The following is a 14,402-nucleotide window of genomic DNA, read 5'->3' on the forward strand; positions in this document are numbered from 1 at the left end:
CCGCCGCATGATGACAGCCGTCTATCGCTGGTTCGAGAACTGGGTCTATCCGTTCAGGGAGCCGGCGAACCTTCGGCCACCGTCCAGCGTCGGCGGCTTCATCTGGCATTATGTCGGCCAGGCGAAGTTCGCCTTCTTCGCCATGCTGGTCATCGGCGGCATCGCGCCGCTGATCGAGGCCGGCCTGTTCTACTTCGTCGGGCGGCTGGTCGATATTCTCGATCAGTTGCCCGGCGAGCGCAGCTGGCACGCGCTGTGGAATGCCGCTGGCCCGGAACTGGTGTTCATGATCGCGGTGGTGCTGGTCATCCGCACCATTGTCGTTGGGCTCTCGACGCTGGTCGACGAGCAGACGATCACGCCCGGCTTCTACAATCTGGTGCGCTGGCAGGCGCATCGGCACGTATCGCGGCAGTCCTATACCTTCTTCCAGAACGATTTCGCCGGCCGCATCGCCACCAAGGTCTGGCAGGCGGGACAGGCGACCGGCGATTTGATGGAAAGCTTCATCGAGGTCATCTGGTTCATGCTCGTCTATACAGCGACGACCTTGGCACTGGTCGCCGGGCTGGATCTGCGCCTGGCCGTGCTGGTGGTGATCTGGATCCTCGCTTTCGGCTGGCTGGCAAAGCTATATCTGCCTTCGATCCGCAAGCATGCCGAGGAGGCCGCCGAGGCCGGCTCGATGATCAATGGGCGCATCATCGATTCCTATTCCAATGTGCAGACGCTGAAGCTTTTCTCGGCCGATGGCGACGATCGCTACATCAGGAACGGCTTCGACATCTATCTCGACGCGCTACGGCCTTTCACCCGCCGGCTGACCGGCGTGCGCATGGCGCTGACGACGCTGTCGGGCATCATGATCACAGCGATCGGCTGCTTTGCCGTCTATCTCTGGGTGGAGGGCACGATCACCGTCGGCGCCGTCGCTTTCACGCTGTCGCTGGTGCTGCGGCTCAACATGCTGCTCGGGCGGGTGATGATGCAGCTCAACGGCATATTGCGGAACCTCGGCGTGCTGGAAAACTCCAAGGCGCTGATCTCGCAGCCACTCGGCCTCATCGACGCGCCCGATGCCAGGGAACTCGTCGTGGCCGGCGGCCGCATCGAGGTGAAGAATGTCGAGTTCCACTATGGCAAAGGCTTCGGCGTGCTGAACGGCATCGACCTTGTCGTCAAGCCGGGCGAGAAGGTCGGGCTGGTCGGGCCGTCGGGTGCGGGCAAGACGACGCTCGCCAACCTGATCCTGCGGCTTTACGACCTCGAAAGCGGCAAGATCCTGATCGATGGCCAGAATGTTGCCGAGGTGACGCAGAATTCGCTGCGCGCCAAGATCGGCGTCGTCAGCCAGGATACGGCCCTGTTTCACCGTTCGCTGCGCGACAACATCAAGCTCGGCATGCCTGACGCGACCGATGCGGAGGTGATCGCCGCGGCCAGAAAGGCCGAGGCGCACGAATTCATCCTGACCTTGCGCGACAACAAGGACCGTGCCGGCTACGAGGCGTTTGTCGGCGAGCGCGGCGTGAAACTGTCGGGCGGCCAGCGCCAGCGCGTGGCGATCGCCCGTGTCTTCCTCAAGGATGCGCCGATCCTGATTCTCGACGAGGCAACCTCGGCGCTCGATTCCGACATCGAGGCGGCGATCCAGGAAAACCTCTCCCGGCTGATGGAAAACAAGACGGTCATCGCCATCGCGCACCGGCTGTCGACGATCGCAGCCCTTGACCGCCTCGTGGTGTTGGACGGCGGCCGCATCGTCGAACAAGGCACGCATGACGAACTGGTGGCGCTCGACGGGCTCTATGCGCGGCTGTGGAAGAGACAGTCGGGCGGCTTCCTCTATCACGAGGACAGTGTGCTGGAAGAAACGCGGCCGGCCGAATAGATTTGGTGGTGCTGTCTTTGATCGGAGATTGAGGCCAATGTCCGTGCGCATGCCGTCGAATTTCGGGAGATCCAGCGCCCAGGAAACGGCGTTTGATGTGCTTGGCCATGAAATCCTCGCCGAAAAGGCGGCGGCACTCGGCCGCGCCGGGCAAAAGGTCGAGGAAACGCTCGCCCGGCTGGGCGCCAATGCCGACGAGGAACTGCGCCCGAGGCTTCTCAAGGAGGCTGCGGCAGCCGTTCATGCCTATTTCATCCAGCGTGAACTTTGCGGCTTGCGCAAGCATGATGCCGTCATCCGCGAGTACAGCATCCCGAAAGCCGTGCTGGCCCGGTTGGGAGCGACGTAGCTCTCTTTTGTTTGACCATGATCTCTGGACAAACGGGTTCCGTTTGTCCGGGAAAACCGGTTCCCACTTTTCGGGATCATGGTCTATTCCAGCCATTCGGTGATGAACGTGCCGTTCTCGTGAATGTCGATGGTTTCCAGTGGACCCGGACCGAGATTGGTGAATTTGTGCGGCGTGTTGGGCGGAACGATCAGGATCTGGCCGGCGGAGGCCTCGATTTCCTGGTCGCCGACCGTGAACAGGCCTGTGCCCAGACGGATGATGAAGATCTCTGCGTAAGGATGGGAATGCAGCCGCGGGCCGCCGCCGACATCAGGCAGGTGGTTGAAGATCAGGCAGGAGTTGGAGCCGTAGGCGCCACATTGCAGCTCGCCCTTCCAACGGTCGGGGCGAACTGCCCATTCCTCACGGTCTATGACATGCGCCATTGCCCCTAACCCTTCGATGGTATCCAGGGATTGAACAGTTTCACTCCGGTGCCTTCAAAATCCCTGGTGTTGCGGGTCACAACCGTCAAGTTTTTGACGAGCGCGGTAGCGGCGATATAGGCGTCGCGATCAGGCTTGGGATCCGGGACGTGGAGGGGTGCGCAGCGCAGCACGACAGCGAGATCCACGGGCAATATGCGCTCTGCGATTTCTGCAACCAATCCGTCGACCCAGGCGCGCAGCACAGCCCCCTTTTTCTCGTCCTTTCGCTCCGCTCTCAGGGCGCCGATCTGGGTTTCGAGAATACTGACGGCCGAAATATGAAGCTCGGCTGGATTTCGACCCTCGGCCCAGGCCCAAACGTTCGGGTCGCATCGGTCTTTCCGCCTGAGTTCGGAGATGACGTTGGTATCGAGCAGATACATCAGTCGAACTTGGGCGGGCGCAGGGAAAAGCCCTTGAGTTCCGGGATGTCGAAATCAAAATCCGCTTCCGGACGATCATCAGCAATGGCGTCCGCGAGGCTTCGATGTTTCTCTGGCCTGCCCGCGGCTTTCAGGTTTTCGTATTCCTCTATCGACATCAGCACATGGGAGGGCTTGCCGCGGTCGGTTATGATGACCGGCGCAGTCCTGGCTGCTCGTTTGGCGAGCGCAGTATCCTGGTTGAATTCACGGCTCGACATGGTGGTGGTCGTCTTCGTCGAGATGTTCATTTCGGCACCTCCGTCGAGAAGATGTAGACATATTGCTACATTCAACCAAGCCCGTCAAATTTATCGCTGTGCGGAACGCCCGCGACAATCTGCCCATATGCCTTGACCCGTCTGGACAAAAACGGGCTTCACGCATAAACCGAAGTCCAAATGCCGGAGGAATTCGCTAGCCTGTTCGCCATGCGCTGTCGGGTTGGCGTAATTGAGCGGGGAACAAGGCTCAGCCACCGGCGCGGAAGAGGCGAAAGGATCAGGCACCCGTGAGCGCAACCGACATCCAGGATCCCAACCGTCGAGACTTTCTCTATGTCGCCACCGGCATGGCTGCCGTGGTCGGCGCCGGCGCGTTCGCATGGCCCTTCATCGACCAGATGCGCCCTGATGCCTCGACGCTGGCGCTCGCCTCGGTCGAGGTCGACGTCGCCTCGCTGACGCCTGGCATGTCGCTGATCGTCAAGTGGCGCGGCAAGCCGGTCGTGGTGCGCAACCGCACTGAAAAAGAAATGAAGGACGGCGAGGCCGTCAAACTAGGCGATCTTAAGGATCCCATCGCTCGCAACGCCAATTTGCCGGCCGACGCGCCGGCGACCGACGCCAACCGCACCACGCCCGGCAAGGAAGCCTGGATGGTGATGGTTCAGGTCTGCACGCATCTGGGCTGTATTCCGCTCGGCCAGGAAGGCGATTTCGGCGGCTGGTTCTGCCCGTGCCATGGTTCGCAATACGACACCGCCGGCCGCATCCGCAAAGGCCCGGCGCCCGAGAACATGGCTGTGCCGGTATTCAAGTTCATTTCCGATACCAAGATCATTATCGGTTGAGGCAGGGGGACATTTCGATGAGCGAGGGACACTCGACCTACACGCCCAAAACCGGTATCGAACGCTGGTTCGACGCCCGCATGCCGCTGCCGCGGCTGGTCTATGACAGCTTCGTCTCCTACCCGGTGCCGCGCAACCTCAACTACATGTGGACATTTGGCGGTATCCTGTCGATCATGCTGGTGGCGCAGATCCTGACCGGCATCGTGCTGGCCATGCACTACGCCGCCGACACCAATCTCGCCTTCGGCTCGGTCGAGAAGATCATGCGCGACGTCAATTCCGGCTGGCTTTTGCGCTACATGCATGCCAACGGCGCCTCGTTCTTCTTCATCGCCGTCTACATGCACATCTTCCGTGGCCTCTATTACGGGTCCTACAAGGCGCCGCGCGAGCTCCTCTGGATTCTCGGCTGCATCATCTACCTCCTGATGATGGCGACCGGCTTCATGGGCTACGTGCTGCCATGGGGACAGATGAGCTTCTGGGGCGCCACCGTCATCACCGGCTTCTTCAGCGCCATACCGCTTGTCGGCAACTGGATCCAGCAGCTGCTGCTCGGCGGCTTCGCCGTCGACAATCCGACGCTGAACCGCTTCTTTGCGCTGCATTATCTCCTGCCGTTCATGATTGCCGGCGTCGTCGTGCTGCATGTCTGGGCGCTGCATGTCGTTGGCCAGTCGAACCCTACCGGTATCGAGGTCAAGTCGAAGACCGACACCGTCGCCTTCACGCCCTATGCGACCATCAAGGACGCGTTCGGCATGATCGTGTTCCTGTTCATCTTCGCCTATTTCATCTTCTTCTTGCCGAACTATCTCGGCCATCCCGACAATTACATCGTCGCCAACCCGCTGAAGACGCCGGCCCATATCGTGCCGGAATGGTATTTCCTGCCGTTCTACGCGATCCTGCGCGCCATCACCTTCAACATCGGGCCGATCAACTCCAAGCTCGGCGGCGTGCTGTGCATGTTCGGCGCCATCGTCATGCTGTTCCTGGTGCCGTGGCTCGACACCTCCAAGGTTCGCTCGGCGGTCTACCGGCCCTGGTACAAGCTGTTCTTCTGGCTGTTCGTGGCCGACGCCATCCTGCTTGGCTGGCTGGGCTCGCAGCCGGCGGAAGGCAGCTATGTGTTCATGGCGCAGATGGCGACACTGTTCTATTTCGCCTTCTTCCTGATCGCGCTGCCGGTGCTTGGTCTGATCGAGACGCCGCGCAGGGTGCCGAACTCGATCACCGAGGCGGTGCTGGAGAAGAACAAGGGCGGCAGCGGGCATCCTGTGGGCGCCACGGCCGCGCCAGAGACCAAGGGCTGAGCGGTAGAGAATCTAAGGGGATTTGGCATGAAAAAGATTCTCACCTCGCTGGCGCTGATCGGCCTTGTGGCCGCCGGCGGTGCGGCGTTCGCGGCCGAAGAGGCGCACAATGCGGCAGCGCCGACGCATTTCCCGATGGAAGAGCCGAAGGAGATGGGCTGGAGCTTCACCGGTCCGTTCGGAACTTACGATAAGGCTCAGCTGCAGCGCGGCCTGAAGGTCTACAAGGAAGTCTGCTCGGCCTGTCATTCGATGAATCTGGTGGCGTTCCGCACGCTGACGGACCTCGGGTATTCCGAAGCGCAGGTAAAGTCTTTTGCCGCCTCGTACACCATCCACGACGGCCCCAACGATGCCGGCGAGATGTTCGACCGTCCCGGCAAGCCATCGGACTATTTCCCGGCGCCGTTCGCCAATGTAGAGGCCGCGGCGGCTGCCAATGGCGGCGCGGCACCCCCCGACATGTCGTTGCTGGCCAAGGCACGCGGCGTCGAGCGCGGCTTTCCGCAGTTCGTCTTCGACATTTTCACCCAGTATGACGCGGGTGGTCCCGACTATATCCACTCGCTGCTGACCGGTTTCGACCAGACCCCGCCGACCGGCATGGTCATCCCTGAGGGCACGCATTACAATCCGCATTTCATGTCGGGCGTGTCGCTAAAGATGGCCAAGCCGCTTTCCGATGGTGCAGTGACCTATGATGACGGTTCGCCGCAGACCGTCGATCAGTACGCTCGTGATGTCTCGGCCTTCCTGATGTGGGCGGCCGAGCCGCACATGGAAGCCCGCAAGAAGACTGGCGTCAACGTGCTGTTTTTCCTCCTGATATTCGGCGGGCTGGTCTACCTCGTCAAGCGCAAGGTGTGGGAAGGCGTTGCCCACTGAGTGGGGGCGCACATAGAGAAATTCAGGGGCGCCGAGAGGCGCCCTTTTTTGCATCCGGGAGACGGTCGCGTCATATGGCCGTCACCGCATCCGGCGATCCTTCGGCATTCTCAACAAAGGATTGCCCCCATGAAGAAATATGCATCGCTGGCGGCTGGTCTGCTGCTGCTGGTCATCGGATCCGCCGCCCAGGCCGAGGGCGCCAAGCCGTTCGTCACCAACAAGGACGTGGATCTGACGATGATCCTGCCGCCGCCGCCGGCAAACGATTCGGCTGAGACCAAGGCCGAACTCGGTGAGGTGCTGACGCTGCAGGTGACGCGTACGCCTGAAATGGAAGCGCGTGCCGTCGCCGATGCCGAGGAGAATGTCTGGCGCTTCGCCGATGTGATGGGGCCGAATTTCACCAAGGACAAGTTGCCGAAGTTCTCGGCCTTCTTCGATCGCGTGGTCGAGACCGAAGGCGCCGTCGTCGATCCGGCCAAGGATGTCTGGAAGCGTCCGCGTCCACACCAGCTCAGCGACCTCGTCAAGCCTGCGGTCAAGCTGTCGAGCTCCGGTTCCTGGCCTTCCGGCCACGCCACCGTCGGCACCATGATGGGCATCATCCTGGCCGACATGGTTCCCGAGAAGCGCGCCGAGATCATGGCGCGCGCGGCCGAATACGCGCACAACCGCGTGGTCGGCGGCATCCATTACCCATCGGACGTCGAGATGGGCAAGATTTCCGGCAGCGTCATTGCCGCGGTCCTGCTCAACCGGGACGACTTCAAGGCCGAATATGATGTGGCCAAGGCCGAGCTTCGTTCCGATCTCGGCATGTGAGTTTCGTCAGCCGCCGGCTTCGACCAAGGGGCGCTTCTGGCGCCCCTTTTTCGTTCATAGCCCTCGCCAAGGGGTGAGTTCGGCAATTAGGCCGTTGGCACGGCGGCATCCGGTTGGTATTCGACGCTCCGGCGGCGAAGGCTGGCCGCCATGGCATTTGGAAATCGATGATGCGGCTACGCGACTGTCACAACTTTTCCGACTTCCGGCGCATGGCGCAGCGGCGGCTACCAGGACCGATCTTCAATTACATCGATGGTGCTGCCGACGATGAAGTCACCTACCGCCGCAACACCGCGAGCTTCGAGACTTGCGACCTTGTTCCCAACGTCCTGCGCGGGGTGAGCGAGATCGACATGTCGGTGACGGTGATGGGCCAGAAGCTGGCGCTGCCCTTCTATTGCTCGCCAACCGCCTTGCAGCGCCTATTCCACCACCAGGGCGAGCGCGCGGTCGCCAAGGCCGCGGCAAAGTACGGCACGATGTTTGGCGTTTCCTCGCTCGGCACCGTCAGCCTCGAGGAGGCGCGCAGCATCAGCAGCGGCCCGCAGGTCTACCAGTTCTATTTCCACAGGGACCGCGGCCTCAACCGGGCGATGATGCAGCGGGCGAAGCAGGTTGGCGTCGAGGTGATGATGCTGACCGTCGACAGCATCACCGGGGGCAACCGCGAGCGCGACAAGCGCACCGGCTTTGCCATCCCCTTCAAGCTCAATCTTGCCGGCATGCTGCAGTTCGCGCTGAAGCCTGGCTGGGCGATCAACTACTTCACCCATGAGGGGTTCAAGCTGCCGCAGCTCGACGAGCATGTCGACATGGGCGGCGGCACGATGTCGATCAGCCGCTACTTCACCGAGATGCTCGATCCGTCGATGACCTGGGACGACGTCGCCGAGATGGTCAAGCTGTGGTCGGGGCCGTTCTGCCTCAAGGGCATCATGTCGGTGGAGGATGCCAGGCGCGCTGTCGAGATCGGCTGCAGCGGCATTGTCTTGTCCAATCATGGTGGCCGGCAGCTGGACGGCTCGCGGGCGGCGTTCGATCAGCTTGCCGAAATTGTTGATGCGGTTGGCGACAAGATCGATGTCATCATGGATGGCGGCGTGCAGCGCGGCACGCATGTGCTGAAGGCACTGTCACTCGGCGCCAAGGCTGTCGGGGTGGGACGCTATTATCTGTTTCCGCTGGCCGCCGCCGGCCAGCCTGGCGTCGAGCGGGCGCTCGAGCAGATGCGGATCGAGATCGAACGCGGCATGAAGCTGATGGGCTGCAGTTCGATCGAACAATTGTCGCGCAAGAACCTCCGATTCAGGTAATCTCGATCCATGAAATCCTCACTTGAAGACACGCTGCTGGCCGCCATCCGCACCATTCCGGACTATCCGAAGCCCGGGATCCTGTTTCGCGACATCACCACACTGCTCGGCAATGCGCGCGCCTTTCGCCGCGCCATCGACGAGCTGGTGCATCCCTATGCCGGGCAGAAGATCGACAAGATCGCCGGCATCGAGGCGCGCGGCTTCATCCTGGGCGGCGCCGTCGCTCATCAGCTCTCGGCCGGCTTCGTGCCGATCCGCAAGAAGGGCAAGCTGCCCTATGAGACGGTGCGCGTCGCCTACAGCCTGGAATACGGGCTGGACGAGATGGAAATGCACAAGGACGGCGTTGCGCCGGGTGAGAAGGTGATCCTGGTCGACGACCTGATCGCCACCGGCGGCACGGCGGAAGCGGCGGTCAAGCTGCTGCGCCAGATCGGCGCCGATATCCTGGCGGCATGCTTCGTCATCGACCTGCCGGATCTGGGCGGGCGCAAGAAGCTGGAAGCGCTAGGTGTGCCGGTGCGAACGCTGATCGGGTTTGAGGGGCATTGAGAACACCGACGCTGGCGCTGCCCCTCATCCGCCCTTCGGGCACCTTCTCCCCGTAAACGGGGAGAAGGAAGAAACCTACTCACCCACCTTCACCAGCACGGCGCTTTCAAATTCCAACACCTTGTCGCCGGTCGAATCGAAAGCTTCCGCGCGCAACGCCAGCATCCGCCAGCCAGGGCGCGAGGCGATGGGGCGGTGGGAAAGGGCTGTCCGCGAGAAGGTTACGGTCTCGCCAGCGTAGACGGGCTTCAGCCACTTCAGGTTCTTGAAACCGGGCGAGGGGCCGAATTCCGGAACTGGACCGGGGCCGTTCCAATTGGCGCCTTCGGCGTCCATGCGGGCTTCCAGGTTGAGTTTCATCCAGGTGGCGGCGGTGTGCCAGCCGGAGGCGCAGAGCCCGTCGAGCACGCTCTTCCTGGCGGCCTCTTCGTCGATATGGAAAACCTGCGGATCGTATTTGCGGGCAAACGCCTTGATCGCCTCGGGTTCGAATGTGTGCAAGCCCAGCGTCACCGTGGTGCCGATGCGGAAGAATTCGTCCAGGGTCATGCCTGATACCCCGCGGCATCGCGCGTCAGGAACATGACGGAATTCTCAAGCTCGAAAACGCTTTCGCCACGCTGGTTGACGAGCTCGCTGCGCATGGTGACGAAGCCGAGTTGCGGCTTCGACCGTGACAGGCGCTTGGCCAGGACAACCAGGCTGCCTTTCAGCGTATCGCCGGCCAGCACCGGCTTCTTCCACTTGACCTGATCGACGCCGGGCGCGCCCTGGCAAGTGGAGTCCAGAAGGAAGGCGTCGCACAGCATGCGCATGAACATGGCGCAGGTGTGCCAGCCCGAAGCCGAGAGGCCGCCCAGGATGCTGGCCTTGCCGGCCGCCTCGTCGAGATGCATCGGCTGGGCGTCGAATTCACTGGCGAACTCGACGATCTCGGCCGCGCTCACCTCTTTGGTGCCGAGGTCGAACGAGGCACCCTCGACGAAATCCTCATAGGCCCATGTCTTTGCGGTCATGGTCAGGCATCCCTGCGGAACGTGCGATCCTCATGGATCGGCGAACCCGGATGCAGGCCGCGGGCGATTTGGTCAAGTCCTTTCTGGTGAGCCAGCGCGGGGCAACTGGCGCTGGCGGCAGCGCTCAAAGCCAGCCGCGGCGGCGGAAATACCAGAAGGGCAGGATCGCCGACAGGATCATAAGGCCGATGGCGAAGGGATAGCCAAGCTGCCATTTCAGCTCGGGGATGATGTCGAAATTCATGCCGTAGATCGAGGCGACCAGCGTCGGCGGCAGGAAGATGACGGCGGCGACCGAGAAGATCTTGATGATGGCGTTCTGCTCGATCGAGATCATGCCGAGCGTGGCGTCGAGCAGGAAGGAGATCTTCTGCGACAGGAAGGTGGCGTGGTCGGCAAGCGACAGCACGTCGCGCGACAGTGTCTTGATGCGGGCGCGGACATCCTTGCTCATCTTCGTCTGGGTGGCGACATGGGCGAGGAAGCCGGCCAGACGCTGCAGCGAGATCAGGCTGTCGCGGACGGAAGAGGCGATGTCCTCCTTGCGGCCGATGGCTTTCAGCAGCTCCTGGAAGTCGCGGTTGCGCTTCGACACCTTGGTCGAGCGTGCCTCGAAAATGTCGCGTGAAATCGCCTCGATGTCGCGGCCGGCGCGTTCAAGGATGTCGGCAAGACGGTCGACGATCGCCTCCAGGAGGCCGATCAGGATGGTGTCGCCGCTGGTGCAGCCGGTCGCCACCTTCTCGGCGCGCAGCGGGAAGGTCTTGAAGGCCTTGGGTTCATGATAGCGGATGGTGATCAGCCTTTTGCCGGCGAGCGCGAAAGTGACCGGCGACATCAGGGGATCGTCGACCTCGGTCTGCGCCGGCAAAGTGGCGGTCATGAAATAGGCGCCATCCTCGATGTAGAGACGGCTGGAAATCTCGATCTCCTCCATCTCCTCGCGGGTCGGGATGGCGACGCCGAGCCAGCTTTCGATGGTGGCTTCTTCTTCCTTGGTCGGATTGATCAGGTCGGCCCAGACGACCCTGTCGCCATCGGTCAGCAGATCGTCGGTGAGGCGCAGGCGATCATTGTCGACGACAAAGGCTTTGATCATCGCCAGATTTCCCCTGCCATTGACGTCCGGTATCGGATTGCACGGCTTCTCGTCGTATGCGCCGAGCGTGTGGCTGCCGCTTAGACCCGTGGCATGACAAAATCAAGACAAGCTCCGGCCGCGGCCAGTCTGGCCCCGGCCGCTCAGAAAAACTCGTCGAGCAGCCGGTACCAGGAAAGCTTCGCCAAGCGGAACGCCAGGCTGCTCGCCCGTTTCTGGATCAGCAATCCGGGCGATGGAAGGCTCGATGTCATTTCCGACATCAACGAATTGCTGCTCGATGAATTCAGGAAGAACAACATACGCTTCGCCTGACGGTGCTTTGACACCGCAGGGCGGGCCGGCTCGTGGTGCGTTTAGAAAAACTCGTCGAGCAGTCGATAATAGGACAGCCGGGAGGGATCGACCCCCATGAAGCCGTACCGGTCCAGGAAGGGTTGCACCCATCGCTCGCCGATGTTGTGCCGAATGCTCCAGCAGGCGAGTGCGAGGTCTTGATGGCGATCCGCCAAACCCAGCCGTCCGCAGTCGACAAAGCCGCTGAAGCTCTTACTGGCCGCGACAAAGTTCGGCATGCAGGCATCGCCATGCGTGACGACGATATCCTCGCTTGCGGGCTTCAACGCGGCCAGTTGTGCCAGGGCTTCCGCCGCGGTCATTCCCTGCCGCTCGTCATCGAAGTCGCTTTCATCGACCGTGCCAGCCTCGACGCGAGCCCACGCCTCGGCGATCCGTTGCTGCAAGCGGTGATCAAACGGACACGATCCGGCATCGATTGCGTGAAGCTCACGCAGCGCGTCGGCCATGATTGCGACCGACGAAGCGGCATCGGTGGCGCCGGTCGAGGCCAGATCTTGACCAGGAAGCGCGGTCATCAGCAACCAGTGGCGACCGGCATGGTGCTCGAACGCGATAATCGCGGCGCAAGCAATGCCTTGCCCGGCAAGCCAACGCAGCCGGGCTTCCTCGGCGGCGACTTCGGCAAATAGCCCAGCTTCTTCGATCTTCAGGAACAGGCTGGGCTTGTTATCGCCCGTGAGGCGAAACACCCCAGCGTTCGACCGGCCGATGGTCTGCCGGCTCCAGCGATAGCCACCGATGCGCAAACCTTCCGGCAGGTCGGATTCGAACGGGCTGCCGGGCATGCCTGGATCGCTGCGTCAGGTGTTGAACTTGAACAGCAGGACGTCGCCATCCTGGACGACATATTCCTTGCCTTCGTCGCGTGCCTTGCCCGCTTCCTTGGCCGCCACTTCGCCGCCCAGCGTGATGTAGTCGATATAGGCGATGGTCTGGGCGCGGATGAAGCCGCGCTCGAAATCGGTGTGGATGACGCCGGCGGCCTGCGGGGCCTTGTCGCCCTTGTGGATGGTCCAGGCGCGCGTTTCCTTCGGCCCGGCGGTGAAATAGGTGATGAGATGCAACAGGTCGTAGCCGGCGCGGATGACCTTGTTGAGGCCAGGCTCGTCAAGCCCAAGCGAGGACAGGAACTCCATCTCTTCCTCGTCCGAGAGCTGGGCGACTTCGGCCTCGATCGCGGCCGAGATCACCACGGTGCCGGCACCCTGCGCGGTGGCCATCTTTTCCACGGCCCTGGTGTGCTCGTTGCCGGTGGCGGCGTCGGCCTCGGCGACGTTGCAGACATAGAGCACGGGGTGCGAAGTCAAGAGGTTCAGTCCCTGCAGGATGCGCAGATCTTCCGCCGAGATGCCCTTGAGCAGGATGCGGGTCGGTTTGCCGGCCTGGAGAAGCTCGAGTGCGGCCTCCATCATCGGCAGCACGGTCGTTGCTTCCTTGTCCTTGCTGCCGGCGCGCTTGCGGATCTGGACGATGCGGCGCTCGATGCTGTCGAGGTCGGCGAGCATCAGCTCGGTCTCGACTGTATCGGCGTCGGCGACAGGGTCGATCTTGCCCTCGACATGGGTGATGTCGTCATCCTCGAAGCAGCGCAGCACATGCACGATGGCGTCGACCTCGCGGATGTTGGCGAGGAACTGGTTGCCCAGGCCTTCGCCCTTGGAGGCACCGCGCACCAGGCCGGCAATGTCGACGAAGGAGATGCGGGTCGGGATGATCTCCTTCGACTTGGCGATCGAAGCGATCTTCTGCAGGCGCGGGTCCGGCACCGCCACCTCGCCGGTGTTCGGTTCGATGGTGCAGAACGGATAGTTGGCGGCCTGCGCCGCCGCCGTCCTGGTCAACGCGTTGAAGAGCGTCGACTTGCCGACGTTGGGCAAGCCAACGATGCCGCATTTGAAACCCATTGTGTCGGTCCTATCGGGAAAAGCGAAATTTGATGAGGGCTATGGGCGATAGGGGTGATCAACGTCAAGCCCCCAGCCGGGATGAGCGGCCCGCCCGAGGCGCATCCGTGGCCGGCGTTCAGCCCGCCAGGTCTCGCAATCTGGCGAGGCGATGGGGCTGCTGGCCGACAAAGGCTGGGTCGTTCTCAAGGACGGCGAGCGCGCGCCGCGCGCTCGATCGTGCGCGTTCCACGTCGCCGAGCGCGGCATGGCATTCGGCCAGCTCCTCGTGAACGTACGGCGCCTGATCGCCATCGGCCTCCGCCACGCTGGCTACCTCTTCGGCAAGCCGCCGGGCGTCTTCGATGCGGCGGAGCGCGCGCAGTGTCCTGACGACCGCGTATCGGGCGATGCGCAACTCCCGAGCCTGGCCGCGCCGCGCCTCCACCGCCTGCTCAAAGACGGGCAATGCATCCTCGAACCGGCCGGCGTCGACATAGGACCAGCCGAGATTGTTGAGCAAGGGTCCGCGCCATGGCTCGGCCTGTGGGTGTTCGCCGACATAGGCAAGGCCGATTGCGGTCCATTCGACGGCGTCGTCGAGTGTTCCGACAATGGCGAGCATGTGCGCCGCATCGGCCGCCAGCACATGCGCACCCGCCTCTCGCGCCAGCCGCCACGCCTCATCAAACAGCGGCCGCGCCAGATCCCGCTGCCCCGCGGAATTGTACAGCCGGCCGCGCTCGATGGCGCATGCCGCACGTCCGGTAGAATCCCCGCCGGCAAGTCGCATGGCCCGGTCGATCAGCTGATGAGCCGTCCCGAAATCGCCGGCCAGGCCCAGCTGCCTGGCCTGCCCGGTCAGATCCAAAACATCGTCCGCCATGCCGATCTCGCTTGCCACCGATCTTGCCAGCATGTGCCAGAGCTAACGTGGCGC

18 protein-coding genes are annotated in these 14,402 nt (G+C 62.5%); 9 read left to right on the plus strand and 9 right to left on the minus strand.

Annotated features, from left to right (window positions below; genetic code table 11):
- Nucleotides 1-7: 7 nt before the first annotated feature.
- A complete protein-coding gene (locus A3A9_RS38480) occupies nt 8-1,891 on the plus strand; it encodes an ABC transporter ATP-binding protein (RefSeq protein WP_033838440.1) in 1,884 nt (627 codons plus the stop codon).
- A gap of 37 nt (nt 1,892-1,928) precedes the next feature.
- Nucleotides 1,929-2,240: a DUF6665 family protein gene (locus A3A9_RS0109005; RefSeq protein ID WP_027058497.1), complete on the plus strand. Its 312-nt coding sequence runs from the start codon at nt 1,929-1,931 to the stop codon at nt 2,238-2,240.
- Between the two features lie 83 nt (nt 2,241-2,323).
- Here A3A9_RS0109005 and A3A9_RS0109010 read toward each other — a convergent pair whose 3' ends face one another.
- From A3A9_RS0109010 to A3A9_RS0109020, 3 genes are read right to left on the minus strand one after another with little or no spacing between them, the layout of a single operon-like run.
- Entirely contained in the window at nt 2,324-2,668 is a 345-nt protein-coding gene (locus tag A3A9_RS0109010) for a cupin domain-containing protein (protein ID WP_027058498.1), read from the minus strand.
- Between the two features lie 5 nt (nt 2,669-2,673).
- Entirely contained in the window at nt 2,674-3,093 is a 420-nt protein-coding gene (locus A3A9_RS0109015) for a type II toxin-antitoxin system VapC family toxin (RefSeq protein ID WP_027058499.1), read from the minus strand.
- Nucleotides 3,093-3,383, minus strand: coding sequence for a type II toxin-antitoxin system prevent-host-death family antitoxin (locus A3A9_RS0109020; protein WP_027058500.1), 291 nt, complete (start codon nt 3,381-3,383; stop codon nt 3,093-3,095). Before A3A9_RS0109020 ends, A3A9_RS0109015 begins: the two co-directional genes overlap by 1 nt.
- Before the next feature lie 260 nt (nt 3,384-3,643).
- Here A3A9_RS0109020 and petA point away from each other — a divergent pair, with 260 nt between their 5' ends.
- The 6 genes from petA to A3A9_RS0109050 all read left to right on the plus strand — a co-directional run bounded on the left by petA (nt 3,644) and on the right by A3A9_RS0109050 (nt 9,104).
- Nucleotides 3,644-4,204, plus strand: a complete 561-nt coding sequence (petA, locus tag A3A9_RS0109025; protein ID WP_027058501.1) for a ubiquinol-cytochrome c reductase iron-sulfur subunit — start codon at nt 3,644-3,646, stop codon at nt 4,202-4,204.
- Between the two features lie 17 nt (nt 4,205-4,221).
- Nucleotides 4,222-5,523 (plus strand): cytochrome b, encoded by a 1,302-nt coding sequence (locus A3A9_RS0109030; protein WP_027058502.1) that lies wholly within the window; start codon nt 4,222-4,224, stop codon nt 5,521-5,523.
- A 27-nt stretch (nt 5,524-5,550) separates the two neighbouring features.
- A complete protein-coding gene (locus A3A9_RS0109035; protein WP_027058503.1) occupies nt 5,551-6,408 on the plus strand; it encodes a cytochrome c1 in 858 nt (285 codons plus the stop codon).
- Nucleotides 6,409-6,537: 129 nt separating this feature from the next.
- Nucleotides 6,538-7,233 (plus strand): acid phosphatase, encoded by a 696-nt coding sequence (locus tag A3A9_RS0109040; protein WP_027058504.1) that lies wholly within the window; start codon nt 6,538-6,540, stop codon nt 7,231-7,233.
- 170 nt (nt 7,234-7,403) lie between these two features.
- Nucleotides 7,404-8,549 carry an alpha-hydroxy acid oxidase gene (locus A3A9_RS0109045; RefSeq protein ID WP_027058505.1) on the plus strand — a complete coding sequence of 382 codons (1,146 nt, stop codon included), beginning with the start codon at nt 7,404-7,406 and terminating at the stop codon, nt 8,547-8,549.
- A 9-nt stretch (nt 8,550-8,558) separates the two neighbouring features.
- Entirely contained in the window at nt 8,559-9,104 is a 546-nt protein-coding gene (locus A3A9_RS0109050; protein WP_027030652.1) for an adenine phosphoribosyltransferase, read from the plus strand.
- Between the two features lie 75 nt (nt 9,105-9,179).
- Here the strand turns inward: A3A9_RS0109050 and A3A9_RS0109055 are convergent, their stop codons facing one another.
- The 3 genes from A3A9_RS0109055 to corA form a co-directional block, all read right to left on the minus strand.
- Nucleotides 9,180-9,653 carry a MaoC family dehydratase gene (locus A3A9_RS0109055; RefSeq protein ID WP_027058506.1) on the minus strand — a complete coding sequence of 158 codons (474 nt, stop codon included), beginning with the start codon at nt 9,651-9,653 and terminating at the stop codon, nt 9,180-9,182.
- The gene (locus A3A9_RS0109060; RefSeq protein ID WP_027058507.1) at nt 9,650-10,120 is read right to left on the minus strand and encodes a MaoC family dehydratase; all 471 of its coding nucleotides are present in this window, start codon (nt 10,118-10,120) and stop codon (nt 9,650-9,652) included. The genes A3A9_RS0109055 and A3A9_RS0109060 overlap by 4 nt, the downstream gene beginning before the upstream one ends.
- 124 nt (nt 10,121-10,244) lie before the next feature.
- The gene (corA, locus tag A3A9_RS0109065) at nt 10,245-11,219 is read right to left on the minus strand and encodes a magnesium/cobalt transporter CorA (RefSeq protein WP_027058508.1); all 975 of its coding nucleotides are present in this window, start codon (nt 11,217-11,219) and stop codon (nt 10,245-10,247) included.
- Nucleotides 11,220-11,312: 93 nt separating this feature from the next.
- Here corA and A3A9_RS0109070 point away from each other — a divergent pair, with 93 nt between their 5' ends.
- The gene (locus A3A9_RS0109070; protein WP_027058509.1) at nt 11,313-11,534 is read left to right on the plus strand and encodes a hypothetical protein; all 222 of its coding nucleotides are present in this window, start codon (nt 11,313-11,315) and stop codon (nt 11,532-11,534) included.
- A gap of 41 nt (nt 11,535-11,575) precedes the next feature.
- Here A3A9_RS0109070 and A3A9_RS0109075 read toward each other — a convergent pair whose 3' ends face one another.
- The 3 genes from A3A9_RS0109075 to A3A9_RS0109085 form a co-directional block, all read right to left on the minus strand.
- Nucleotides 11,576-12,364 (minus strand): APH(3')-II family aminoglycoside O-phosphotransferase, encoded by a 789-nt coding sequence (locus tag A3A9_RS0109075; RefSeq protein WP_033838442.1) that lies wholly within the window; start codon nt 12,362-12,364, stop codon nt 11,576-11,578.
- 15 nt (nt 12,365-12,379) lie between these two features.
- Complete coding sequence (ychF, locus tag A3A9_RS0109080; RefSeq protein ID WP_027058511.1) at nt 12,380-13,483, minus strand: redox-regulated ATPase YchF; 1,104 nt, start codon at nt 13,481-13,483, stop codon at nt 12,380-12,382.
- Nucleotides 13,484-13,601: 118 nt separating this feature from the next.
- Entirely contained in the window at nt 13,602-14,366 is a 765-nt protein-coding gene (locus tag A3A9_RS0109085) for a tetratricopeptide repeat protein (protein ID WP_161634487.1), read from the minus strand.
- Nucleotides 14,367-14,402 lie beyond the last annotated feature (36 nt).

The sequence above is a fragment of the Mesorhizobium loti CJ3sym genome (assembly GCF_000472785.1).
Taxonomy (GTDB): domain Bacteria; phylum Pseudomonadota; class Alphaproteobacteria; order Rhizobiales; family Rhizobiaceae; genus Mesorhizobium; species Mesorhizobium loti_E.